The organism is Mesorhizobium sp. M6A.T.Ce.TU.002.03.1.1, assembly GCF_003997275.1.
Classification (GTDB): domain Bacteria; phylum Pseudomonadota; class Alphaproteobacteria; order Rhizobiales; family Rhizobiaceae; genus Mesorhizobium; species Mesorhizobium mediterraneum.
The window spans coordinates 1-23,142 of record NZ_RZTI01000032.1 but is presented as its reverse complement, the minus strand read 5'-3'; the positions used below and the strand labels follow the sequence as shown (position 1 = coordinate 23,142).

The window sequence follows — 23,142 nt, the reverse complement described above, 5'->3', positions numbered from 1 at the left end:
TTCGGCTGGTGCCACGGCATCCAGCGCAGCGTCTGCGGCCAGTCTTTCAATCCGCGTCAATCCGGCTTGCAGGGGTCGGCTTTGGCCGCTGCCGTCTTTTCGCCCTCCTGCTGCGCCTCGACATCCTGCTGCGAAGTGGCAAGGTTTTTATCCCCACCGGCTTCCTGGTTGGCAAGCGGCATGGTGTTGGCGTCCTTATTGGCCGGGCCGCCCTCTACCCTGTTGCCGGTATTCGCGTCGGTTTCGAGGGGCGCACGCGTTGCGTCTTTTGCGATGCCTGATTGAGCTTCGATCGATGCGGTCGTGTCATGGCAGGTGGCGCTTGCCGTGCCGGCGCTCAGGCCGATCATAGAGGTGGCGAGCAAAATAGCAGTTAGGGTTTTCATCTCATCCTCCTTTCGGTTTGAGCCTATCTTTCTAAACTGCCGGCGGTATCCAAGGTTCCGCTAATTCAGTTCGAACTCGATCTGAACGCTCAGCGGATCGTTCCGGCATCTATCTGGCCGGCATCTATCTGGCGACGTATTCCCATTGATTTGCGGGCTTCCGCAGGCGCGGCCTATCGCGTATTGGGCCAGGGAAAATCCCTTGGGCACGCGTGAAAAGTATGATTCGACTGGAAAGCATCAGCAAGCAGAACGGCCGGCAGATCGTCTTCATCGAAGCCTCTGCCTCCCTGCAGAAGGGCGAGAAGGTCGGGCTGGTCGGCCCCAACGGCGCCGGCAAGACGACGTTGTTTCGTATGATCAACGGCGAGGAACAGCCCGACGAGGGCCAGGTATCGGTCGATCGCGGCGTCACCATCGGCTATTTCAGCCAGGATGTTGGCGACATGGAAGGCCGCAGTGCGGTTGCCGAAGTGATGGACGGCGCCGGGCCGGTGAGCGAAGTGGCGGCCGAGATGCGTGAGCTCGAGGCCGCCATGGGCGACCCGGAGCGGGCCGACGAGATGGACGAGATCATCGCCCGCTATGGCGACCTGCAGGCGCGGTTCGAGGAGCTCGACGGCTATGCTCTGGATGGCCGCGCCCGCGAGGTGCTGGACGGCCTCGGCTTCAGCCAGGAGATGATGGACGGTGACGTCGGAAAACTTTCCGGCGGCTGGAAGATGCGCGTGGCGCTGGCCAGGATCCTGCTGATGCGGCCCGACGCCATGCTACTCGACGAGCCGAGCAACCATCTCGACCTGGAAAGCCTGATCTGGCTGGAGCAGTTTTTGAAAGGTTACGACGGCGCGCTGCTGATGACCTCGCACGACCGCGAGTTCATGAACCGCATCGTCAACAAGGTGGTGGAGATCGATGGCGGCTCGCTGACCGCTTACTCCGGCAATTACGAATTCTACCAGCAGCAGCGGGCGATCGCCGACCGGCAGCAGCAGGCGCAGTTCGAGCGCCAGCAGGCGATGCTGGCCAAGGAGATCGCCTTCATCGAGCGTTTCAAGGCGCGCGCTTCGCATGCCGCCCAGGTGCAGAGCCGGGTGAAGAAGCTGGAGAAGATCGACCGCGTCGAGCCGCCCAAGCGCCGCCAGAAGGTGTCGTTCGATTTCCAGCCGGCGCCGCGCTGCGGCGAGGACGTGGTGACGTTGAAGAACATCCACAAAAGCTATGGCAGTCGCTCGATCTATGAGGGGCTGGATTTCCAGGTGCGCCGCCGCGAGCGCTGGTGCGTGATGGGCATCAACGGCGCCGGCAAGTCGACGCTCTTGAAGCTGGTGGCCGGTGCTTCCGAGCCGGACAATGGCACGGTGGCGCGCGGGCCCAGCGTCAAGATGGGCTATTTCGCCCAGCACGCCATGGAAGTGCTGGAGGGCGAACGCACCGTGTTCCAGACGCTGGAGGACGCGTTTCCGCAGGCCGGCCAGGCGCCGCTCAGGGCGCTTGCCGGCTGCTTCGGCTTTTCCGGTGACGAGATCGAGAAGAAATGCCGGGTGCTGTCGGGTGGCGAGAAGGCGCGGCTGGTGATGGCCTTGATGCTGTTCGACCCGCCCAACCTTCTGGTGCTGGACGAGCCGACCAACCACCTCGACATCGCCACCAAAGAAATGCTGATCACGGCGCTCTCGCAGTATGAGGGCACCATGCTGTTCGTCTCGCACGACCGGCATTTCCTGGCAGCGCTGTCGAACCGGGTGCTGGAACTGACGCCCGAGGGCATTCAAACCTATGGCGGCGGCTATACGGAATATGTCGAGCGCACCGGGCAGGAAGCGCCGGGGCTGAGGAGCTGAGGCGCAGGCCCGACGCTGCCGCTCACCGTCACTCAAACCCTCGATTCCGGAGAGAAAGCCACCGGCTGCTCAGCCGCGTATCACAATTTCGCGCAGCGGATCGCCGCCGTCGATGAACAGCCGGCCTTGCGCCGTCAACGCGGCCTCAAGCCGTTGCAGGGCGATTTTTCCTGCCTCGGGATGACGCCCGTCCAGTGCGCCGACGCGCACCGCAACGGCAATGTCGAAGGGCTTCTCGTCCGCCTCTAGGTTGAAGTCCTCGATAGCGACCTGACGAAGGCTCAGCCGGCCCGCTGCAATCTCGGCGCGCGAGGCGGCCCTGGCCTGCGCGATGGCTTTGGCCGAGCGGTCGATCGCCAGCACGTGGCCGTCGCCAATCCGGCGTGCGATCTCGCGCGCCGCGGCACCCGGTCCGCAGCCGATCTCGAGCACCCGCATGCCCTGCCGCAAAGGCAGCGCATCGACGATCGCCAAAAGCCTTGGCGACAAGTCGTTCGCCATTCCTCTTCTCCAGCCTTTCCCTGAGCCGAGATTAGCGACCATGGCTGGCGACGGGAAGGCCGACACCTGAGGGGACATCGTCGATGTGTTCACCGCCGGTGGGCGAGGCCCTTGATCGATATCGAAAAGGCCGACGATCGGTCGACTTTCTCAACTGCCGCGACAGGAACAGTGGGGGGCACTTAAAGCAGGGCTTCCCGGACCAAGCCCGGAGCGGCCCGGCGTCGTTGGCCTGAGGGGGGGACTGGCGCCGAGCCTAACCGGTTGGGGGGTAGATCACCGGCCAATTTAGATACATACGCTCAAGCTAATGTAAGCGCAAGCTAATGTTATGAGTTAGCGATTTCCAGCGGTTGTTTCTGATCGGCCGTGCGCTCGAACCGGGTGCCGAACTGACGCCCGAGACATCCACACCTATGGCAGCGGCTATACCTGACTGTCCCGAACGCTTTGGCAGGAGCCGCCGGACTTGCAGGGCTGATGCGCAGAGCGGAGGCCTGGAAGGCGTCTTGGTGGTCGGCTTGACCATTCAGGAGGCCGGCGACATTGTGGATGGCGAGTTGCTGTTCGCCAGTCCATAACGGTCGTGTGGGAATGGATTTTCGCAACGCCATCGATGAATCGCTGGCCTGGGCCAGCGGATGGTTCGACTACGCCGTCACGCCGTGGTTCTTCTATCAGGCTGCCATCATCGTCGTGCTCTTCCTCGTCGCGAAGCTCGCGGCCCAGCGCATCGAACCGCTCGTGGAGAACCGGGCACGCCAGATAAAGGGCCATCCCGGACTGTTGAGGGTTGTGGTTGCCCTGCTGCGGCGCACCGACTGGATCCTGTTCACGGTCTTCCTGCTTGCCGCGCTCTTTCTCATGCGCGCCGTCACCTGGCCAAGCCGGAGCCATTTCATCACTATCGCGCTCTCGCTATCCCTCGCGTGGCTGTTCGCGTCGGTGCTGTCGCGCATCATCCGCAACCGCTTTGTCGCGCGGGCTCTCGCCTGGCTCACCTGGATCTATGCGGCCCTCGTCATCCTGGGCATCGATGACGACACCGCGGCTTTCCTGGACAGCCTCGCAATACCTTTGGGCGCGGTTCGCCTTTCGGCGCTCATGGTGCTGAAAGCGGCGCTGCTGCTGATCGCCACGGTTTGGCTTGCGGTGGTCGTCGGCAAATATATCGATGAGCGCGTCCGGATCTCCGAAGAGCTGACACCCTCGATCCGCGTCCTCGTCGGCAAGGTCGCAAAGGTCGGCCTTGTGCTGGTCGCGGGTGTCATCGCCCTGTCTTCCGTCGGTCTCGACCTGACGGCTCTGACGATATTCTCCGGCGCCGTCGGCGTCGGCCTGGCTTTCGGGCTGCAAAAGGTCGTTTCAAATTTCGTCTCCGGCATGATCATCCTTCTCGACAAGTCGATCAAGCCGGGCGACACCATTTCGCTCGAAGGCACCTTCGGCTGGGTACGCGAATTGCGGGCGCGATTTGTCTCGGTGGTGACGCGCGACGGCCGCGAATACCTGATCCCGAACGAAGACTTCATCACTCAAAGGGTCATCAACTGGTCGTTCAGCGATAACCTTGTGCGGCTCGACGTCAATTTCGGGGTCTCTTACGACGCCGACCCGCATAAGGTCAGTGAACTGGCGATAGCGGCCGCCACGAGCGTCGGCCGGGTCGAAGCGGGCCGGCGGCCGGTCTGCTGGCTCACGGACTTCGGCGACTCCTCGCTCAATTTCGTCCTGCGCTTCTGGATCCACGATCCTCAACAAGGCCTGACCAACGTGCGCGGAAGGGTGCTGCTGGCGCTGTGGGACACCTTTAGGGAAAACGGCATAGACATCCCCTATCCGCATCGCGAGATCATCATGAAGCCGGACGGGCGCGTTGGGACATCACGCGGGCGCTGATGGGGCAGGGTGCAGCAGGGTCGCGGCGCCGAAGCTGAGAGCGGCCTTTTCGTCCGTGCCATCGCAACGCCGCTTATTCCCTTCAAGCCTCGGCTCCAATGCTGTATCCAGCCCCGAATTCAAGGAGCCCCTCGATGACCTCACATCTCGCCGACGCCAGCATGGATGCAGCCGGCATGCCGGCCGATGACGACGCCGCGTGGCAGGACGATGTTCGCGCGGGCGTGCGGCATGTGCGCGATCTGGATTCGCTGCCACTGTCGCCAGCCGAGCGCGCGGCGGCCCAAGCCGCGGCCACCCGCCACAAGGTACGCATCCCAAAAGCCTATCTCGACCTGATCGACTGGAGCGACCCCGCCGATCCCATCCGGGCGCAGGTCATCCCGTCGCCCGAAGAACTGGCCGAGCAGGAAGGCGAGCTCGACGATCCGATCGCCGACCATGCCTTCAGTCCGGTGCCGCGATTGACGCATCGCCATGCCGACCGGGTTCTTTTGTTCCCGACCTATCAATGCGCGGTCTATTGCCGGTTCTGCTTTCGTAAGGAGTCGCTGACCTCGATCGGCCGTGGTTATACGCGCGAGGCGCTGGAGCCGGCCTTCGCCTATATCGAGGCCCATCCCGAAATCCGCGAGGTGATCCTGACCGGCGGCGACCCGCTGTCGCTGCCGGACAAGGCGCTGGCCGAAATTCACGCCCGCATCGAGGCGGTTCCGCATGTGCGGCTCTTACGCATCCACACGCGCGTGCCCGTCGCTCTGCCCTCGCGTGTCACGCCAGGGCTGGTTCGCTCTCTGCAGGGCCGGCTGATGGTCACCGTCGTCACCCATTTCAACCACGCGCGTGAAATCACTGATGCCGCCGAGCAGGCCTGCCGCACGTTGCGGCAGGCTGGCTTCGTGCTGCTCAACCAGAGCGTTCTGCTGAAAGGCGTCAATGACACGGTCGAGGTGCTGGAGGAGCTGTGCCGGGAGCTGATGTACCGCCTCGGCGTCAAGCCCTATTACCTGCACCACGGCGATCTCGCGCGCGGCATGGCGCATCGGCGCACGACGATCGCCGAGGGCCAGGCGCTGGCCAGCGCCTTGCGCGCGCGCCTGTCGGGCATCTGCAACCCCGTCTATGTGCTGGACCTGCCGGATGGCGGAGGCAAGGTGCCGCTTGGCCCGTCCTATGTCGAGGCGCAGGACGGTGAGAGCTGGCGGATTCGCGGGCAGGATGGGGAGGTGAGGGCGTACATGGAGATTGTCGGCGATCTTTGAAAGCTTGGGTTCCTCGCCCCGTAAAGCGGGGAGAGGTGTCTCGGCGAAGCCGAGACGGAGAGGGTTTCCCCTGAGCGCGGAAGCTCCTGCCGTTGCGCCTGGTTGGAACCGGATCCAATGCCCTCGCATTTTAGAGATGAGGGGCAAAGGAGCGCAGGGTGAAAGCTCTATCGGCGGTACTTGGTGGCTTCGTACTGACGCTTGCGGTTTTCGCCAGCGGGTTGGCCTTCGCTGTCTGGATTCTTGCCGCCGAGCCGGTGCGGCAAGCCGCCCCGACCTCGAGCGTCGCCGAACTGTGGCCGAAGGAACCGCGGAAGGTAGACCCTGCTTCGCAGCGTCTTGAGCGTCTTCCCGCCCGCCCAGTTGATCACAGCTCGAAACCTGCCGATGCCGCGGCTTCGGCGCCCATCGTTACCGGCTCTATCCAGCCGCAAGCGGACGAGCAGCAGACGGGCGAGCAGCAGGCGGTGCCTGCCGGCCATGCAGAATGGTGCGCAAGCCGCTACCGCTCCTACAGGCCAAGCGACGACCACTACACGTCCTACAGCGGAGAGCAGCGCCCCTGCATCTCGCCCTATCTCGATGCGGGCGCTGCCGACCGCACCGCACAGCCTCCCGACGATGGCGCCAGCTATGTCGAAGCGAGCGACACGTTGCCAATGGATGGCTACGTTCCGTCGCAGGAAGCCGGCGCCGCCTGGCTTCCGCCCGACCACGTGCAATATTGCTTCAGCCGCTACCGCTCCTATCGGCCGGAAGACAACAGCTATCAGCCTTACTCCGGCGGCCCGCGCAGGCAGTGCGAGTAGGCAGGGCGGGCTGGCGGCCGCAGTGCATGGCGCCTTGTGCGACCCCACCCAACGATCACGCAGATTTCTTGGATCGTTCGGGTTGGCGCGGCGTTCATTCGATACCCAAAGGAGGAATCAACATGGGCGACGACCGGGAAGACAAGATTCGTGAGCGCGCATACCAGATCTGGGAACGTGAAGGCCGGATCCATGGCGATCCCGAGCGGCACTGGCACCGGGCCGAGGCCGAGATCGACAGGGAGGCAGCCCTGCCGTTGACGGCAGGCGATGCTTTGCCGGAAACCCGCGCGGTCGCGAGCTCCGACGTGTTGACGGTGGAGGCCCTGGCGATACGCACCGGCATATCGGGCGAACAGGCGCAGGAGCTGATCGACAGGCTGGGCAACGACCGGGCGGCTATCGAACAAGCGGCGCGCAACCTCAAGGGGAAGCAGCAGCTCGGGGAGTGACAGGATGATCAGAAAACTCAAAGACGGAAAATACCGCCTCTATTCGCGCAAGAAGGACGAAAAGACCGGCAAGCGCCGCAATCTCGGGACGTTTGACAGCCGCGAGGCTGCGGAAAAGCACGAACGCGAGGTGCAGTATTTCAAGAGGCATTGAGGGGGCGCCGGTGGCCGGTGCCCGCCAGGCAGTTGCGCCGCATGCCTGGCGGAACCTGAATTCCAGCCCGTAACAAGCCGTCGCGAAGCCTACCACTCCTACAGGCCAAGCGACGACCACTATACATCCTGCAGCGGAGAGCAGCGCCCCTGCATCTCGCCCTATCTCGATGCCGGCGCTGCGCCGACCGCGCCGCACAGCCTCCCGACGATGGCGCCAGCTATGTCGAGGCGAGCGACACGCTGCCAATGGATGGCTACGTTCCGTCGCAGGAAGCCGGCGCCGCCTGGCTTCCGCCCGATCACGTGCAATATTTCTTCAGCCGCTACCGCTCCTATCGCCCGGAAGACAACAGCTATCAGCCCTATTCAGGCGGCCCGCGGAGGCAGTGCGAGTGTGAGCGGCGCCTCGCGCGTCTTCAAACACGTGCTGGACCTTCCGGAAGGCGGAGGAAAGGTGCCGCTCCGGTCCGTCCCATGTCGAGATGCAGGAGGAGAGCTGGCGCTTTCGGGGTTTGATGGTCGGGCATATACAGAGATTGTTGGGGATTTCTTGAAAGCCTGGGTTCCTCGGCTCTGAGCAGTGTCAATATAAGTATTGACAGATCGGGCCTCTCTGTATATATATACATTGACGATTTGATTATTGCGTCAATATACGAGTTTGCAATGAGCGTTAAACAGGCTGTTCGGGAGCAGTACCAGGCGACGGTGAATCTCGCCCAGGGCGGCAATATTCATATACCCCCGGAAGGTTGGATCCGTACGGTGCGCAAGGCGCTCGGCATGTCTGGCGCGCAGCTTGCGCGGCGGATGGGGGTGACGCGCGCCCGCATCGCGCAGGCGGAACGGGCCGAGCTCAATGGCGGCATCACGCTGAAGTCCATGCAGGCCACCGCCGAAGCCATGGGCTGCCGCTTCGTCTATGCCTTCGAGCCACCCGATGACATCGAGAACGTCGTCATCGCGCAGGCTCGAAAAAAGGCGAGGGCGATCGTCGGCGTGGCAGGCAGGCACATGGCAATGGAGGACCAGACCGTGTCGGACCGCCGGACGGAGCGGGAAGTATCGCGCCTCATGCGCGAGCTTATGTACGAAATGCCGCTCGATTTCTGGCAGGACAAGTGACATTAGGCATGGCGGTCAAGCTCGGCAGCTTCGAGGCTCGGATTGTCAGAAACGGACCTTTAGGCTCCTTGGCGAAGCGGACTCTTGAACGCAGGACCCAGGCACGATTCCGCGTTGCAGCCTTCCGCATGCCGTAATCACTTGCGGCCGAGGAGTATGAAACGTGCGGTGCCCCCCCGCCGCAGCGACAGCCTTCGCTATTCCTTCTTGTCGACCAGCGCCCGTAGTGCCGAGACGTCATGCAGCAATAACCTGCTGCCGCGCTTTTCGATCAGGCCTCTCTTGGCGAGGTCGCTCATTTCGCGCGAGACCGCTTCCCTGTGCGTGCTCATCGTTGCCGCCAGCTCGGAATGCGTCGGTGCCGGGCTTATGGACACCTCGCCGTCCACGAGTGCGGCTTTCTCCGCCCGATGCAGGAGCTCGACGATCAGCCGTTTTCGCACGACCAGAGTGCTGTATTCGAATACCCGCTCGGTCATGCGCCGGAGCTGGGCAGACAGATGCTCAAGCAGCACCCAGGCAAAAGTCGGGTGGGTCATCACGATATCCCGGAATGCTGTGCCGGACAGCCGTGCAGCGCGGGTTGCCTCCAGTGCGACTACGCTGGCAGAGCGTGCAATCCCGTCAATGCCTCCGAGCTCCCCGAAAATGTCACCCGGTTCGACATCGCGATACGCTATCTCCCTGCCGTCCGCTGAAACCAGTGTCACGCGAGCCCGTCCTTCGAGCAGGAAGAAGACATCGCGACCAGTGTCGCCGTGGGAAATGATTAGCTCGTTGTGTCGATAGCTGCGCTCGTGCCACCGTTTGGTCAGCGCGGCGAGGTCGGCATCGCAAAGTCTTGAGATGAAGGCCAGAGAGCCTGTCACAACGGTCTCTTGTTCAATCAAGTGTACTTCACCTTACTCCCTATCCAAGGAAATTTGATGGCCGCAGGCCCCGCTTTCCGGGATGCAAACTGGGAGCGGATTTCGCCAATGTTTTCCCGGTGTGGGAATTCCCACAGCCGAGCCTGGTTCGACTGTCATATCCTTGTTGCAACGTCAGGCCCGCCGGCTCGTGTGCAAGCCGGCGAAGGGAAAGGGAACAGTCATGAAATTCTTGGCTCCCGTCACAAAATTTGCTGCGGGGTTTCGCAAATTCGTCGCGCCGCGCTACCGCCCGGAGCTTTATTACATGCGTGGCCCGGGGCCAGCCACCGCGCGCCGTATGGGCACGCCGCGGCAAAACCAATCCATCGACCACTACGCCTAACTTGCCTCGCGGACGGCTGACGCTCTCGCCCGGAGTGCCGTTCGCGCCGTTCCGTACCGGTCAATTCAGATCAATGAAGGGACGATCTGATCATGGTTATAATTCATGCTGCCGCCATTGGTCCATTTCGCAGGTGGTTACGCCTCCGCGCCGAGCGAAAAGCTCTCTTGTCGGCAACGGACCAGTTGAGCCGTTTACCCGATGACGTTCTTGGCGACATCCGCATCTCACGTGACGAAATCATGTGCGCTTTGCGAAGCCGCGCATGCGGAGGCAGGCGCGGCCGGCACGACGATCGAGCGCACTAGGATCGCTTCGGCCTCGATCCCGAAACGGTTGGCCGCCGGCAGTGGCTACGCCTCGGCCGAGATCCCCTTTGGCTGGTCCACGCGCGATCGAGCCTTACATCGCGGCTTCGACAAGCAGCGGCGCGCGGACGGGACCTTCGAACGGCACTACACCTGCGACCCCAAGGACGCTCGGCACCGTGCTGATCGCAATCAGTCCGGCTTCATTGTCGGCTTCTGACGCTCAGGACCTCGCGTTCGCTCACGCTGACATGCCAATCAAACAGCTGAATGACGTCTATTTGGATTGCGAACGGGGAGGCCGCCGGTGCGCTGGGGACGGAAGACGTGATGTACTGTTCGATGCGCGAGTTCCGACTAGGCGCGCGATAGCAGTTTGCGCATAATCAACGATGCATGGCCTTCTGTACCGTGCGACGCGGTCCTGCGATCGACCACTTCGAACCATGTTTGCGGTAAAAGGCCATTGCCCGGTCGTTTCCCTCGAGCACTTCGAGTGCGATGCTGGGGATGCCGGAATGGGCGGCATGACGTCGCCGGCTTCATTCATCTTAGCCATCGCGTAGCCGGCAATCGAGCCGTCTGGCCGTTCTGCCACGAACGACATTTTGTTGGTGTCTGTCAGTTCCGCCGCAATCCGCTGCAGCGTGTGATCTTCATCCGAAATCCGGGCCGCGGTCTCGGCACCCATGATTGGCGAGTACGTCCTGCGCCAAGACTCTCCAATGAGCCGCGATACCGACGGCACGTCCTGCTCAGTCATGGCTCTGATTTGCGTCATCGATAACGTCCCCTGCCGGTCAATTATAGCGTTGCCGGACGGGCCGCTCAAATTCGGAGCGGCGGCCTACCGCCGCTTCATCGCATGGGGGTCACGCCGTTCCCTTGCACCTACCATCAGGCATGGTCCGCAGGTCGACTCCTACCGATGAGCTAACGTCCGCTCTGGAGAAGCACCGCGAATGTCTGAACATGGCGCTAAGCCGACCTTCGAACGGCACGATTGAACACGCGCCCTGCTACCGTCATCTCTGAGCGCTTAACGCGTCGCCCGGCGCGCTCCCTCCATCGCATCAAGCCGTTCCTGCAGATGCCCATTCAGCACGATCATCTCCTTGAGCGCCTTCACCGCATCGCCCTTGTGCTGGGCGATGAACTTGTCGGCGATGGCCTGAAGGGCAGCTTCTTGGCGGCTGTCCAGCGTCACGATGTGGTCCATGGCGATGCCTCCACTAGTTTCTGCTCAAATTGAACAAAACGGGAACAAAAATGTCAAGGGTGAATTGACTCCGCGAGGAATGCCTTCCTATTGTCAGTAGGTGGGGCGGTTCCTCACAAAATGGGGAGAGCCGCGATGGGCAGACGAAAAAGCCGGTTTGACAGGCTGTCGACGAGGGATGCGGAGGCGATCATCAGGGACGCCCTGAGCCTGCGCAAGACGGTGCTTTCGTCGCAGCTGCATCTGAAGGCGCATGGCGAGCTGTATTGGCAGCTTTGCGGGCTTGTCGAAAAATTGCATGAGGTGATGGCCAGCCTAGCGGCGAAGGAGCCCGATTTCCGGATGCCGAATCTTGGCCTGCTTCCGCTTCCCGAGGATTATTTGACCCGGAAATGAGCCATGGCCGGGCCGATGGACAGCGTTGGACGTGCCGCGAAGGCCAACATGCTGCTCATCGTGGAATGCGGCCACTGCTACCATGTCGGCCGCTTCCGGGCCAACGACGTGGCCAAGGTGGTGGGCTGGAACAAGCCGCTGGAGACCATCCGGTTCAAGTGCAAGCGGTGCAGCCGGAAGGATACCACCGTACGCACCCAGTTCATCGACCAGGACCATCCGCCGAAGGGCTACGTCTGGGTGCTGCAGAAGTTCAAGCTTTAGAACAGCGAACCCTGCACCGGCGCCTGTGGCGCCTGCGGCGGAAACTTGATCTGCGTCGCCGGCTTGTCGACGATCACCAGCGCGTCGTCGGGTGCCGTGCGCTGCAGGTGCTTGGCCTCCGACCACGGCGCGGTCAGCCAAGTCTCGGTTTCCTCCTGCGTGGTCAGGATGACAGGCATGGCCTTCTCGTGAATCGGCGCGATCAGGGCGTTCGGTCTGGTGGTCAGAAAACCGTAGAGCTCGAAGTCGCCGGGGCCGTCCTTGACCTTGCGCACGCCTTGCCAACGCGTCCACAGGCCGGCGAAGAAGAACAGCGGCCGCTCCTCGGTCAGCGCGAACCAGTAGTTCCTCTGGATACCGGTATCCGGGTCCTTGTCGCCCGGCGTTGGGCTCGGTTCGGCGAAGCTGGTGAGCGGCACCACGCAGCGGTTCTCGACACCGAGATATTGCTGCCAGTGGCCGTATTGCGGGTTGCGGATGTTGGTGGTGCCGTAGTCGGCCTTGCCCTTCACCCGCTCAATCGGCGTCGGCATGCCCCACAGCAGGTTGGCCAGCTCGCGCGTCCCGTCCGGCGCGTTGCGCACCACCGGGCCGGGCTGGTTGGGGTAGATGTCGATGGAGGGTTCGAGATTGCCAAGAATGTCGCGCAGGGCGCGGGTCCACTGGCGGATCGCCTCCTGGCTGGTGGTGATGTTGTAGAGGTTGCACATGTCGAACCCTCAGGGATGTCCAGGCATCTTGTGGGAAAGGGCAGGCAATTTCCAGCGCTGTCGCTCGGCTGCTGACACGCTATCCCAGCCACCACGACAGCGCCGCGATCACCGCCGCCACACCGGCGATCGACCGCGCCGGAAGAAGACTACCGTGCGCAGCGGCGAACCACGGGCTCCGCTCACGCAACGCACGCCGATTCCGCGCGTTTACCCATTAGAGGAGCATGGCGGATGTGACGGCCGGTCTCATGCGCTCACAATCGGAGGCAAACCATGATGTCAAAGTTCAAAGAAGCCCTTGATCGCGGGAAGGAAGCTCGCCGTGAGCAAGAGGGGAAGGTCGGCAATGAGAAGGCCGAGGAAGGTGTGGTGGACTTCGGCGCACAAGCCAGGGCCTGGCTAAACGACGTCGTGGTTGCGTCGTTGCAAGCGGCCCAAGCTGACGTGACGGGCGAGGTGACTGTCGACATAGACACCGCGCCAAGCCACCAAGCCAAAGCGTCAACACCGTCTATTCGGTTCCAAGTCTACAGGAAGCGGGGCATGGAGGAGGAGGTAATCAGAAGGACGTTCACGGTCGACGTTCATCTTAGTGGGGAAGTCTCAGTCTCTTCGCCCGGGATCGTGGCGAGAGAAGTGGGAAACATAGGGGATAGGTCTGACGAGCGGTTCTCTAGCTTGCTAGCGGAACTGATCGAGGACGCGGCGAAGGACACTTAGCCAGCAAGGTGTCGAGGAAAGGGCAGGCAATTTCCAACGCTGTCCGCTCGGCTGCTGACACCGCCAAGTCTGTCAGTAACAGCTTTCCGGATGCCGCAAACACCCCCTCCGTTAACCTTTCGTTAACCATGGCTGGCTAGCGTTTACCTATCAGTAAGGAATCGCTGTCCGTGACCTTCGCCGCCCCCGTCGAGACCAAATCCATTCGCTTTCGCGCCCGCTCGTTCGTCGCCTTCACGCTGACGCCGGAGGCGCCACTTTCGGAATGGCTGGAAAGCCTCGATCGCTGGATCGGCAATTCGCCGGGTTACTTTGCCGGCCGACCGGTGGTGCTCAACCTCAACACGTTGAAGCCGGAGGTCGGCGAGATCGAAGCGCTGGTCGCCGAGCTTGGCCTGCGCGGCATCCGCATCTATGCCATCGAGCTCGACGGCAACACCGCACTCGAGGCCAATCTGCCGCCAGTGCTGATCGGCGCCAAGGAGGCCACCGCCGGGCTGCTCATGCAGGCCGACAGCAAGGGCAGGCCGGAAGAGACGGGCAGGCCAGAAGAAGCGGGCAGGGCGGAACAGGGCAAGCAGCCAGAAGCGCCGGCCACGCTTATGGTCAAGACGCCGATCCGCTCAGGCCAGTCGGTCTTTCATGCGCATGGCGATGTCATCGTGCTGGGCTCCGTCGCCTCCGGGTCCGAGATCGTCGCCGCCGGCTCCATCCATGTCTACGGCACGCTGCGCGGGCGGGCCTCGGCCGGTGTGCTCGGCCATTCGGCGGCGCGCATCTTCTGCCGCAGGAACGAGGCCGAGCTGCTGTCGGTCGACGGCTGGTATTGCACCGCCGAGGAGATGGAGCCGTCCCTGCGTGGAAAAGCGGTCCAGGCCTTTCTCGAAAAAGACACGCTGCGCATCGCGCCTTTCAGCTAATGCATGCCGACCAAAGGAACGCAGCGGCTTTAGGAAGCATTTACGAAAACAATGACTTAAGCGCATCGCATAAATCAGACGCTTAACAATACCAACAACAATAATGGAGGCATATATGGGCAAGGTAGTGGTGGTCACCTCAGGCAAAGGGGGCGTCGGCAAGACGACCTCGACGGCCGCCCTTGGTGCCGCGGTCGCGAGAACCGGCAAGAAGGTGGCCCTGGTCGACTTCGATGTCGGTCTGAGGAATCTCGACCTGATCATGGGCGCCGAGCGGCGGGTCGTGTTCGACCTGGTCAACGTCATCCAGGGGACGGCCAAGCTCTCGCAGGCGCTGATCCGCGACAAGCGGGTCGAGACGCTGTTCCTGCTGCCGGCCTCGCAGACGCGCGACAAGGATGCGCTGACCGAGGAGGGCGTGGGCGAGGTGATCGACAAGCTGCGCTCGGTGTTCGACTATGTCTTCTGCGACAGCCCGGCCGGCATCGAGCGCGGCGCGCAGCTCGCCATGCGCTTTGCCGACGAGGCGGTCATCGTCACCAACCCGGAAGTCAGCTCGGTGCGCGATTCCGATCGCATCATCGGCCTGCTCGATGCGAGAACCGTGAAGGCCGAGCGGGGCGAGCAGATCGCCAAGCACGTGCTGGTGACGCGGTATGATGCCGCCCGCGCGGCGCGCGGCGAAATGCTCTCGATCGACGACGTTCTGGAAATCCTGTCGACGCCGCTCCTGGGAATCATTCCCGAGAGCCAGGACGTGCTCAGGGCCTCCAACCTCGGTTCGCCGGTGACGCTCAGCGATCCCACCAATTCCGCCGCCCGCGCCTATATCGAGGCGGCCAAACGGCTCGAAGGCGAGGAGCTGCCGGTCGTCGTGCCGTTCGAGCGCAAGGGCTTTCTCGACCGGCTTTTTGGAAGGAGGGCAGCATGAACCTGTTGGACCTTTTCAAGCGGCGCGGCAGCGCGCCGGTGGCGCGCGAGCGGCTGCAGGTGCTGCTCGCCTATGAGCGCCGCAGCCGCAGCCAGCCCGATCTCGTCTCCATCTTGCGCGAGGAGATCATGGCCGTCATCGCCAGGCATGTGCAGATCGACCAGGATTATCTGCAGGTCTCGATGGAGCGCGGCGAGACGATGTCGACGCTGGATATCGACATCCAGATTCCCAACAAGAGCGCAAGGCCGCTGGCGATGTCGGCCTGAGCGGCAGGGTTGCGCCTGTAGTAATTTTTGGCGCCGGCGGGACAGTACCCCCCTCTGTCCTGCCGGACATCTCCCCCTCAAGGGGGGAGATCAGCAGCCTCAGCGCTCCGCTCACCTCTGCAACGCTTGAGATTGGCGAAAGCGGCTGAGCGCGCAATCTCCCCCCTTGAGGGGGAGATGTCCGGTAGGACAGAGGGGGGCGCTGTCCCGCCAGCGTCTATCAGAGTCTTTGCTTGCCCCACCCAACCACCCCTCGCTGCCTCACGACAGGCAAGCCCATTGGTCCTATCTCCGCCGCATGCCGTCGCGCATAGCCCGGCGGCAGGGGAGGACCAACCACCGTGACGTCGATGCCGGTTATCAAACCTGTTTCTGCACCCTTGCCCATCGCGGCACTGCTCGGCGCCATGGTGTCGATCCAGATTGGCGCGGCCTTCGCCAAGGGCCTGTTTCCGCTGGTCGGCGCGCAGGGCACGACGGCGCTGCGGCTGGTCGTCGGCGCGCTGATGCTGGCGGCGGTGCTGCGGCCCTGGCGGGTGCGGCCGTCCAAAGCCGTCTGGCCGTGGCTGATCGCCTATGGGGTGACGCTCGCCGCGCTCAATCTTTTGTTCTACACGGCGCTCGAGACGATCCCGCTCGGCATCGCGGTGGCGCTCGAATTTACCGGTCCGCTTCTGGTCGCGACGCTATCGTCGCGGCGCGGCAGCGACTTCGCCTGGGTGGCGCTTGCCGTCGCCGGCATCGTGCTGTTGTCGCCCCTCGTGCATTCGCGCCAGCCGCTCGATCCGACCGGCGTGATGCTGGCGCTGGCGGCCGGCGGCTTCTGGGCGCTCTACATCGTGTTCGCGCAGAAGGCGGGCGCGGAACTTGGCGGCCAGACCACGGCTTACGGCCTGGCAATCGCCGCAGTGCTTGCGCTGCCGTTCGGCGTGGCCGAGGCGGGGCCGGCGCTGGTCGCGCCGTCGATCCTGGCCGGCGCCCTGCTGGTCGGGCTGTTTTCCAGCGCCCTGCCGTTCTGGCTGGAGATGGTGGCGCTGACCAGGATGCCCGCCAGGCTCTACGGCACGCTGACCTGCCTGGAGCCGGCGCTGGGCGCGCTGGCGGGGTTCCTGTTCCTGCACGAGATCCTGACCGGACTGCAATGCCTGGGGGTAGCCGCCGTCATAGCCGCTGCCTTCGGCGCCACCATGACGAACAAGCCGCCTGTGCCTTCGCCCGAATAGGGTTCGCTGGCGGCGCCTTGGCTGACGCCGGCTACCCCAGCCACCACCAAAGCCCAGCCAGCACCGCTACGCCGCCCGCGATCGACAGCCCGAGCATCATATACGATCCCTTGATGACGTCGCGGATCACCTTCTTCACGCTTTCGCGGTCATTGAGGTTCGGGAACGGCTCCCGTGGTTCCGCCACGCCGAGAAAGCGGCACAGCGGCCCCCAGCCTTCGGTCACCGTGAACACCAGAAGTTTTTCCGGCGACACTGCGGCCTTCACCTCCTCGGTGTAAGCGTTGTAGCGCGCGATTGCCCGCTCGCGGTCGTCCATCACGCCGGCCAGCACGCGACCCCAGATCAGCTTGCGCGACATGTCGCCGAATTTCCGGCCGAACGGCGTCAGCCACTCCAAAATCTTGAACTGCCAGAGATTTTCGGTGAAGTAGATCGTATCGATCGTGCTGTCGTACCAGCCTTCGGCGCCGCGCGGGTGAAGCGTCAGCAGCACCTTGGCATCGGGATAGGCGGCTAGCAATTCCCGCCACACGCAGCAGCCGGGATTGTCGACCGTCGCCGTGTAGTTGGCAAACGCTCGGTCCCAGTCGTGCGGCGTGCCGGGCTTGCTGTTCGCCACCTTGCGCCAGAAGTTGAGGTGGCCCTTGTTGGCCTTGTTGAGGATCACTTCCTGCATGTGATAGCAGGGAAAGCCGAGCCTGTTCAGCGCGGCAAAGGTCGACCATGTGCCCGTGCGTCCGAATCCCGCGCCGATTACCTTGAGCGCCATGTTCCCCATCCCTCCCATGGACTGATATTCTTATTTTATGTCAGTCCGTAGGGCCTACGTTGCGCCCGGAGTGTCCGGCGCGCAACAAATTTCCATCATGTCCTCCCGTTACAGGTCGTCTCTTCTTGAATGGACCAGCGATAGCCAAGGTAGAGCCTCAACCAAAGATTGCGTTAAATATGTGCACACTTCTGTTCCATTTGCCACTTGCGCAACCATTGAAAGGGTGAAAACGTTGGTCTGGGGTAAATGGGCAAGGGGGGTCGTCGCGGCTGTTGCAAGCCCGGGACGGCCTTGAAAAGCAATGAATTTTCCACAGTTCCTGGTGGGGATGACCACCGCGTCACTCGTCGTGGCGCTCTCGACTTTTTTGGCAACCGGTTCAATCTGGAAGGCGCTGGGCTGGACAGTCCTGACCCTGATCGTTTTGCAGGTTGGATATTTTGTGTTCGTCGTCCGGCTGATCTATAGAACCGGGCGAAAGACACACAAGTGATCCGCGACCCGTGAGTGCTGGACCATCGAGACGGTATCCGGTTTTACGACGTGTCGAGATTCGACGCCAATCCGGCTGAATATCTATATGCTTAGATCATGATGTTCCCGAAATAGACATTATGGTCTAAGCCTTTTGAAAGCGGACTTGTTCGGTTCTGGGAATGTGCATTGGACGTTCCGTTACTTTAGTCAACCAGTATATATTTCCGAATACATATGCCTGGGATTGGGCAGCGCGGAAGCCTGCCTGCGGCTTGTGCAATCCTGATCCGCCGTCGAGACGTGGCGGGTTGAAGCTGCCGATCTCCCCCGGGGAGATCGGCGCGTCATCCGCTCAGCTCCGTCGCTCTGCTCACTCCGCCGCCAGCTTGTCCTGCGTGTTAGTGTCGAAATCGCTGGCGTCGTGGCGCTCGTGCAACTGCATCGCCGGCTCGCCGAAGGCGCGATTGACCATGCGCCCGCGCTGCACCGCCGGCCGCGCGTCGATCGCGTCGGCCCAGCGCTGCACGTGTCTGTATTCCGCGACCGACAGGAACTCGCCGGCGTCATTGTACATGCGGCCCTTGGCCAGCCCGCCATACCAGGGCCACACGGCTATATCGGCAATCGTGTAGTCATCGCCGCCGAGATATTCGCTTTCAGCGAGGCGCCGGTCGAGCACGTCCATCTGGCGCTTGGTCTCCATGGCGAAGCGGTCGATGGCATATTCGATCTTTTCCGGCGCATAGGCGTAGAAATGGCCGAAGCCGCCGCCGAGATAGGGCGCCGAGCCCATCTGCCAGAACAGCCATGACAAGGTTTCTGCACGCGCCGGTTGCTCGGTCGGCAGGAATTCGCCGAATTTTTCGGCCAGATGCACCAGGATCGAGCCGGATTCGAAGACGCGGATCGGCTTTGGCCCGCTGCGATCCATCAGCGCGGGGATCTTGGAGTTAGGGTTGACCTCGACGAAGCCGCTGCCGAACTGATCACCGTCATTGATCCTGATCAGCCAGGCATCATATTCGGCGCCTTTGTGGCCGAGCGCCAAGAGTTCCTCCAGCATGATCGTCACCTTGACGCCATTCGGTGTCGCCAGCGAATAGAGCTGTAGCGGATGCTTGCCGACCGGCAGCTCCTTGTCATGCGTCGGGCCGGCGATCGGCCGGTTGATGCTGGCGAAGGCGCCGCCATTTTCCTTGTTCCAGGTCCATACTTTCGGCGGTGTGTATTGGTTCATCTCGGGAGGCCTTTGTTGGGAGCGGGGAGGGTCTTGGGGAGGATCAGCTTGCGCAATGAGAAAGGGAGCGAGGATGGGCAGATTCATCCGCACATAGATAAAGGTAGTGCTGGCAGCAGGAAGTTCAACTTGTGTTGAACTATTGTCGGTTCCGGGTGCCGGCCCACGTTCTCCCCCTTGGGAAGGGATCACGGATGCCCTTGCGCCTCGTCACGTGCGCCATACCTATAGAGGATATCGGGCCTTTGGCGGCCGCCATGAATATTGCCGGGATTGAGAGCATGACCATCGATACGATTTTGCGGTCCATCGTGGCGGTGCGCGCCTCGATCCCCGACGACGCCTTCACCGCGAATGCGCTGGGCACGAGCCGGGAGGGCAGCGGCGTGGTGATACGCGAGGACGGTCTGGTGCTCACCATCGGCTATCTCATCACCGAGGCGGAAGAGGTCTGGCTGACCGACCATAACGGGCGCGTGGTTCCCGCGCACGCGCTCGCCTACGACCAGGAATCGGGCTTCGGCCTGGTGCAGGCGCTGGCCCCGCTCGGCCTGCCCGCGGTGGCTTTCGGCGACGCGGCCAAGGCGATGGCCGGCGATCCCGTGGTGCTCGCCGACGGCATCGGCCAGTCGGTCAGCGCGCACATCATCACCAAGCAGGAATTCGCCGGCTATTGGGAATATCTTCTGGACGAGGCGATCTTCACCGCGCCCGCCCATCCGTCATGGGGAGGTGCGGCACTCATCGGGCAGGACGGCAGGCTGCTCGGCATCGGTTCGCTGCGCCTGCAGATGAGCCGCGCCGGCGAGATCGCCGATATCAACATGGTGGTGCCGATCGACCTTCTGCCGCCCATTCTCGACGATCTCCTGACACGCGGCCAAGTCTCCAAGCCACCGCGCCCCTGGCTCGGCGCCTTCTCCGCCGAAAGCAATGGCGAGGTGGTGGTGATGAGCGTCGCCGAAGGCAGCCCGGCCGCCGAAGCCGGCCTGCGCCAAGGCGACATCATCTCGGATGTGCGCGACGGCGAAGTCGACGGGCTCGCCGATTTCTACCGCAAGCTATGGCAGAATCCGGCGGGCGCGGAGATCCCCCTGCGGGTGGTGCGCGACGGCCGCGAAACCTGGCTGCGCGTCAAGTCGGCCGACCGCAACAGCTTTCTCAAGAAACCGCAGCTGCAGTGAAGCAGTCGATACGGGTCACCCGATGCATCCAAGACTGCTCAAGACGTTCCTCGCGGTTGCGCGGTGTCGAAACATCACCCGCGCCGCTGAGGAGATCCACCTCGCGCAGTCGAGCGTGAGCGATCAGATCCAGACGCTTGAGACCGAGCTTGGCACGGTGCTGTTCACGCGGTCGAAGCAGGGCCTGCAGCTGACACCTGCGGGCGACACGCTGAAGCCCTATGCCGTGGACATTCTGATGCTGATCGAACAGGCACGGGCGGCCGTGGACGTGACCGCCGGACACGCCGCCGGATCGGTGACGATCGGCGCGCTGGAGACGATCGCCTCGGCGAAGCTGGCGCAATGGCTCCCGGATTTCCAGGTCGCCCATCCCGACGTCGATCTTCGGCTGAAGGTCGCGGGCAGCGGTGATCTCGTGCGCAAGCTGGAAGATGGCGAGATCGACGTCGCCTTTTGCTTCGACAGGGACGGTTTCGAGAAGGTCGACGAACGCCTCGCCAGACGGACGCTATCGGCGGAACCATTGATCCTTGTCGTTCCTCCTGAGGAGGCAGCGATGAGAGGCGATCTAACGGCGCTCGGCAAAATGAGCTTCGTCGTCACCGAAGCTGGATGCATCTATCGGCACCTGTTCGACAAGGCTTTTGCCGAGGCAGGCCTTGCATCGCCGAGGCTTGCCGCCGAAGTCGGCAGCATCGGCACGATCGCGCGCCTGGTGGCGGCTGGGGCCGGCCTTGGTCTGGTGCCGCGCCTGGCCGTGGTCGGGGCGCTCGATCGTGGCGAGGTCATCGAAATGCCCTGGCCGGGCCCGGTCCGCACGGCGTCGATTGCCATGATCTGGCGCCGCAGGCGGGTGCAGCCGCCAGCCTTGAAACTGCTGCTGGCGGCCGCTGGCGACAATTTCGCGCCGGTCAGACCAGCCGATGCCCGCCCTCGACATGCAGTGTCGTCCCTGTCGTGAAAGCGTTGCCCATCAAGAAGCAAATAGCGTCGGCGATGTCGTCGGGTTGTCCGACCCGCCCGACCGGCAGCCGCTCTGCCATCGCGTTCAGCGTGTCGTCCTTCTTGGCGCCGGCAACGAAGGTCCAGATCGGCGTGTCGACCCAGCCCGGCGAGACCGCGTTGACGCGGATGGGCGCCAGCTCGATGGCGAGCGCCCGCACGAGCCCCTCCAGCGCCGCATTGACCGCGGCGACGACCGAGCCCCGCGCCGCCGGCCGATAGGCCGCGATGCCTGATGTGAAGGTGATCGAGCCCGTGGCCGAAAGCATCGGCGCGCCATGTTTGGCCAGCAGTAGCGGCCCATAGAATTTGCTTTCCACCACCCTTTGCGCCGCCTTCAGCTCGAGCGCAGGCAACAGCTCATAGGCGCCTTCGATATCGGCTGCTGTGCTGACGATATGGTCGAGCCGGCCGATCCGACTGAACAGAGCGGCGACTTGGTCCTCGCGAGTGATGTCGACCGCGACCGTGTCCAGTGCGGCGGGGTTGCCCAGTTGCTCGCGGGCGCGCTTCAGCCTGTCCTCGTTGCGCCCGGCAATTATGACCTCGGCGCCAGCCTCGAGACACTGCCTTGCCAGCGCCAGACCCATCCCCGAACTGCCGCCGACGACCAGAACTTTCCTGTTTGCCATATCCGCCATCCTTCGCTTCCACAGACGATCACTTGGTCAGGGAAGTCGCAGGTTTGGGCTCGAAGCGGAAACGGAAGAAAACGATAGTGCTATCGGAAAATCCGATGGTGAGGCGTGCCTCACTCGCCGCAGGCGCTAAAGCCCATTCCGGGGCTCCATTCCGAAAAGGCAATGACCTTGCCTTCCACCGCCACGGTCTTCTGCTTTGTGGTGCCATCGGGCTGCATTTTGCTGCTTTTGCCCTTGCCGGTCAAAACGTTGTAGTCGCAGTCGCTTGCGACATTGTCCTCAAGATAATCGTGATAGTCATAGGCAAAGCCGGCGACGATGAAGGCGTCATTGCGGTAAGCGAGCGTCAGCGTCGTGTTGGTCCGTTTGCTGCCGACCGGCATTGCCGGCAGGTATAGGTTGATCGAGCCGTTGGGCAGCGTGGACAGCTCCGGCTCGGTGTCGGAAGCCCCGTAGCCCGGCCGGTCGTAACCGTTCCACTCTCCGTAGATCTGCTCACGCACGATGCCGGCAGGTTTGAGAAAATTGGCCTCGCGGTCCCTAAGGAAGAAATACATGTCCATCGGGTCGCCGGGCTTGGTCTCGACGATCATCATCAGATCGACGGCGCCGTCGCCGTTCCAGTCGCCGGTCAGCGCGGTGATGATCTTCTGGGTTTCGATCGGTTCCGCCAGGGCCATGGTCGGCAGCAACAGCATCAGGCCGAACAGCATCGCTCGCATGGCAACATATCCCCCAATTGAAGCCCGCCGCCATGGCCGGTTCTGGACACAAGATTACTACATCACGATGGGAAGAACCGCCATGGGCGCCGATGGACGCGTGATGGGTGGGGAGACGGGCGTCAGCGACGTCGGCAGGACAGAGGGGGGCGCGAAGGAACGCGGCCCCTGCGCAAAAGTAGCCGGCGGCCCCCCGGCTCGTCACACCCGGCCCGATTTCCCATCCTCGCCAAAAATCCCGATCACCCAGTCGATAAACACCCGCACGCGCGGCGCAAGCTGGCGGTTTTGCGGATACAGCGCCGACAGCGGCGTCGGCGACGGCGGATAGTCCGGCAGCACCTCGACCAGGGTGCCGCGCGCGAAATCGCCGGCGAAGCGGTAGTGCGGCGCCTGCACAAGGCCGAAGCCGAGGCGGGCGAGTTCCGCCATCGTGTCGGAGCCGGGTGA

29 protein-coding genes and 1 pseudogene are annotated in these 23,142 nt (G+C 63.0%); 20 read left to right on the top strand and 10 right to left on the bottom strand.

The features are described 5' to 3' along the window. Positions 1 to 56 precede the first annotated feature (56 nt). Positions 57 to 386 carry a hypothetical protein gene (locus EOC93_RS12775; RefSeq protein ID WP_127204774.1) on the bottom strand — a complete coding sequence of 110 codons (330 nt, stop codon included), beginning with the start codon at positions 384 to 386 and terminating at the stop codon, positions 57 to 59. A 221-nt stretch (positions 387 to 607) separates the two neighbouring features. Between EOC93_RS12775 and EOC93_RS12770 the strand changes: the two genes are divergently transcribed. Beyond that, complete coding sequence (locus tag EOC93_RS12770) at positions 608 to 2,230, top strand: ABC-F family ATP-binding cassette domain-containing protein (protein WP_127204773.1); 1,623 nt, start codon at positions 608 to 610, stop codon at positions 2,228 to 2,230. Positions 2,231 to 2,299: 69 nt separating this feature from the next. Here EOC93_RS12770 and EOC93_RS12765 read toward each other — a convergent pair whose 3' ends face one another. Beyond that, entirely contained in the window at positions 2,300 to 2,731 is a 432-nt protein-coding gene (locus EOC93_RS12765; RefSeq protein WP_095482732.1) for a methyltransferase domain-containing protein, read from the bottom strand. A 594-nt stretch (positions 2,732 to 3,325) separates the two neighbouring features. Here EOC93_RS12765 and EOC93_RS12760 point away from each other — a divergent pair. The 7 genes and pseudogenes from EOC93_RS12760 (at position 3,326) to EOC93_RS12725 (ending at position 8,434) form a co-directional block, all read left to right on the top strand. Then, positions 3,326 to 4,630 carry a mechanosensitive ion channel domain-containing protein gene (locus EOC93_RS12760; RefSeq protein WP_127204772.1) on the top strand — a complete coding sequence of 435 codons (1,305 nt, stop codon included), beginning with the start codon at positions 3,326 to 3,328 and terminating at the stop codon, positions 4,628 to 4,630. Between the two features lie 134 nt (positions 4,631 to 4,764). Beyond that, positions 4,765 to 5,892, top strand: a complete 1,128-nt coding sequence (locus tag EOC93_RS12755) for a KamA family radical SAM protein (protein ID WP_127204771.1) — start codon at positions 4,765 to 4,767, stop codon at positions 5,890 to 5,892. A 158-nt stretch (positions 5,893 to 6,050) separates the two neighbouring features. Next, positions 6,051 to 6,701 carry a BA14K family protein gene (locus tag EOC93_RS12750; protein ID WP_095482730.1) on the top strand — a complete coding sequence of 217 codons (651 nt, stop codon included), beginning with the start codon at positions 6,051 to 6,053 and terminating at the stop codon, positions 6,699 to 6,701. A 122-nt stretch (positions 6,702 to 6,823) separates the two neighbouring features. Beyond that, positions 6,824 to 7,153 carry a DUF2934 domain-containing protein gene (locus EOC93_RS12745; protein ID WP_127204770.1) on the top strand — a complete coding sequence of 110 codons (330 nt, stop codon included), beginning with the start codon at positions 6,824 to 6,826 and terminating at the stop codon, positions 7,151 to 7,153. A gap of 4 nt (positions 7,154 to 7,157) precedes the next feature. Then, entirely contained in the window at positions 7,158 to 7,307 is a 150-nt protein-coding gene (locus EOC93_RS12740; RefSeq protein ID WP_127204769.1) for a hypothetical protein, read from the top strand. Between the two features lie 290 nt (positions 7,308 to 7,597). Then, positions 7,598 to 7,699 (top strand): annotated as a pseudogene (locus EOC93_RS35560) (BA14K family protein); the annotation flags it as partial. A 276-nt stretch (positions 7,700 to 7,975) separates the two neighbouring features. Continuing rightward, positions 7,976 to 8,434 (top strand): mobile mystery protein A, encoded by a 459-nt coding sequence (locus EOC93_RS12725; RefSeq protein ID WP_095482728.1) that lies wholly within the window; start codon positions 7,976 to 7,978, stop codon positions 8,432 to 8,434. 197 nt (positions 8,435 to 8,631) lie between these two features. Here EOC93_RS12725 and EOC93_RS12720 read toward each other — a convergent pair whose 3' ends face one another. After that, the gene (locus tag EOC93_RS12720) at positions 8,632 to 9,303 is read right to left on the bottom strand and encodes a Crp/Fnr family transcriptional regulator (RefSeq protein WP_095482857.1); all 672 of its coding nucleotides are present in this window, start codon (positions 9,301 to 9,303) and stop codon (positions 8,632 to 8,634) included. Positions 9,304 to 9,526: 223 nt separating this feature from the next. Here EOC93_RS12720 and EOC93_RS34075 point away from each other — a divergent pair, with 223 nt between their 5' ends. Together EOC93_RS34075 and EOC93_RS12715 are read left to right on the top strand one after the other, a co-directional pair. After that, positions 9,527 to 9,688 (top strand): hypothetical protein, encoded by a 162-nt coding sequence (locus tag EOC93_RS34075; protein WP_164547162.1) that lies wholly within the window; start codon positions 9,527 to 9,529, stop codon positions 9,686 to 9,688. Between the two features lie 231 nt (positions 9,689 to 9,919). Next, positions 9,920 to 10,216 carry a hypothetical protein gene (locus EOC93_RS12715; RefSeq protein ID WP_095482726.1) on the top strand — a complete coding sequence of 99 codons (297 nt, stop codon included), beginning with the start codon at positions 9,920 to 9,922 and terminating at the stop codon, positions 10,214 to 10,216. Positions 10,217 to 11,035: 819 nt separating this feature from the next. On the opposite strand, the gene EOC93_RS12705 is transcribed toward EOC93_RS12715, so the two are convergent. After that, positions 11,036 to 11,215 (bottom strand): hypothetical protein, encoded by a 180-nt coding sequence (locus EOC93_RS12705; RefSeq protein WP_127204768.1) that lies wholly within the window; start codon positions 11,213 to 11,215, stop codon positions 11,036 to 11,038. Between the two features lie 135 nt (positions 11,216 to 11,350). On the opposite strand from EOC93_RS12705, the gene EOC93_RS12700 reads away from it, so the two are divergent. Continuing rightward, entirely contained in the window at positions 11,351 to 11,611 is a 261-nt protein-coding gene (locus EOC93_RS12700; RefSeq protein ID WP_127204767.1) for a hypothetical protein, read from the top strand. 3 nt (positions 11,612 to 11,614) lie between these two features. Then, a complete protein-coding gene (locus tag EOC93_RS12695; RefSeq protein ID WP_127204766.1) occupies positions 11,615 to 11,875 on the top strand; it encodes a hypothetical protein in 261 nt (86 codons plus the stop codon). Here the strand turns inward: EOC93_RS12695 and EOC93_RS12690 are convergent. After that, positions 11,872 to 12,585, bottom strand: a complete 714-nt coding sequence (locus EOC93_RS12690) for an SOS response-associated peptidase (RefSeq protein WP_127204765.1) — start codon at positions 12,583 to 12,585, stop codon at positions 11,872 to 11,874. The two genes, EOC93_RS12695 and EOC93_RS12690, sit on opposite strands and share 4 nt — an antisense overlap. Positions 12,586 to 12,861: 276 nt before the next feature. On the opposite strand from EOC93_RS12690, the gene EOC93_RS12685 reads away from it, so the two are divergent. The 5 genes from EOC93_RS12685 (at position 12,862) to EOC93_RS12660 (ending at position 16,651) form a co-directional block, all read left to right on the top strand. After that, entirely contained in the window at positions 12,862 to 13,308 is a 447-nt protein-coding gene (locus EOC93_RS12685; RefSeq protein WP_127204764.1) for a hypothetical protein, read from the top strand. 170 nt (positions 13,309 to 13,478) lie between these two features. Further along, positions 13,479 to 14,228 carry a septum site-determining protein MinC gene (minC, locus tag EOC93_RS12680; protein ID WP_127204763.1) on the top strand — a complete coding sequence of 250 codons (750 nt, stop codon included), beginning with the start codon at positions 13,479 to 13,481 and terminating at the stop codon, positions 14,226 to 14,228. Between the two features lie 115 nt (positions 14,229 to 14,343). Further along, positions 14,344 to 15,159 carry a septum site-determining protein MinD gene (gene minD / locus EOC93_RS12675; RefSeq protein WP_095482856.1) on the top strand — a complete coding sequence of 272 codons (816 nt, stop codon included), beginning with the start codon at positions 14,344 to 14,346 and terminating at the stop codon, positions 15,157 to 15,159. Continuing rightward, on the top strand, positions 15,156 to 15,428 hold the full coding sequence (gene minE, locus EOC93_RS12670; protein ID WP_095482719.1) for a cell division topological specificity factor MinE: 273 nt from the start codon (positions 15,156 to 15,158) through the stop codon (positions 15,426 to 15,428). Before minD ends, minE begins: the two co-directional genes overlap by 4 nt. Before the next feature lie 341 nt (positions 15,429 to 15,769). Beyond that, positions 15,770 to 16,651: a DMT family transporter gene (locus EOC93_RS12660; RefSeq protein WP_127204762.1), complete on the top strand. Its 882-nt coding sequence runs from the start codon at positions 15,770 to 15,772 to the stop codon at positions 16,649 to 16,651. A gap of 31 nt (positions 16,652 to 16,682) precedes the next feature. Here EOC93_RS12660 and EOC93_RS12655 read toward each other — a convergent pair whose 3' ends face one another. After that, positions 16,683 to 17,423 (bottom strand): sulfotransferase family protein, encoded by a 741-nt coding sequence (locus tag EOC93_RS12655; RefSeq protein WP_127204761.1) that lies wholly within the window; start codon positions 17,421 to 17,423, stop codon positions 16,683 to 16,685. A gap of 304 nt (positions 17,424 to 17,727) precedes the next feature. Here EOC93_RS12655 and EOC93_RS12650 point away from each other — a divergent pair, with 304 nt between their 5' ends. Continuing rightward, positions 17,728 to 17,919 carry a hypothetical protein gene (locus EOC93_RS12650; protein ID WP_127204760.1) on the top strand — a complete coding sequence of 64 codons (192 nt, stop codon included), beginning with the start codon at positions 17,728 to 17,730 and terminating at the stop codon, positions 17,917 to 17,919. Between the two features lie 354 nt (positions 17,920 to 18,273). On the opposite strand, the gene yghU is transcribed toward EOC93_RS12650, so the two are convergent. Beyond that, positions 18,274 to 19,140: a glutathione-dependent disulfide-bond oxidoreductase gene (gene yghU, locus EOC93_RS12645; RefSeq protein WP_127204759.1), complete on the bottom strand. Its 867-nt coding sequence runs from the start codon at positions 19,138 to 19,140 to the stop codon at positions 18,274 to 18,276. A gap of 281 nt (positions 19,141 to 19,421) precedes the next feature. Between yghU and EOC93_RS12640 the strand changes: the two genes are divergently transcribed. Next, positions 19,422 to 20,324 carry a S1C family serine protease gene (locus EOC93_RS12640; protein WP_127204758.1) on the top strand — a complete coding sequence of 301 codons (903 nt, stop codon included), beginning with the start codon at positions 19,422 to 19,424 and terminating at the stop codon, positions 20,322 to 20,324. Between the two features lie 22 nt (positions 20,325 to 20,346). Further along, positions 20,347 to 21,288, top strand: a complete 942-nt coding sequence (locus tag EOC93_RS12635) for a LysR family transcriptional regulator (protein ID WP_127204757.1) — start codon at positions 20,347 to 20,349, stop codon at positions 21,286 to 21,288. On the opposite strand, the gene EOC93_RS12630 is transcribed toward EOC93_RS12635, so the two are convergent. From EOC93_RS12630 to EOC93_RS12620, 3 genes are all read right to left on the bottom strand, one after another. Then, the gene (locus tag EOC93_RS12630; RefSeq protein ID WP_127204756.1) at positions 21,239 to 21,970 is read right to left on the bottom strand and encodes an SDR family oxidoreductase; all 732 of its coding nucleotides are present in this window, start codon (positions 21,968 to 21,970) and stop codon (positions 21,239 to 21,241) included. The genes EOC93_RS12635 and EOC93_RS12630 overlap by 50 nt on opposite strands. A 110-nt stretch (positions 21,971 to 22,080) precedes the next feature. Beyond that, positions 22,081 to 22,692, bottom strand: a complete 612-nt coding sequence (locus EOC93_RS12625) for a hypothetical protein (protein ID WP_127204755.1) — start codon at positions 22,690 to 22,692, stop codon at positions 22,081 to 22,083. A 201-nt stretch (positions 22,693 to 22,893) separates the two neighbouring features. Continuing rightward, the coding region (locus tag EOC93_RS12620) for a LysR substrate-binding domain-containing protein (RefSeq protein ID WP_245461445.1) at positions 22,894 to 23,142 on the bottom strand (249 nt) is incomplete at its 5' end.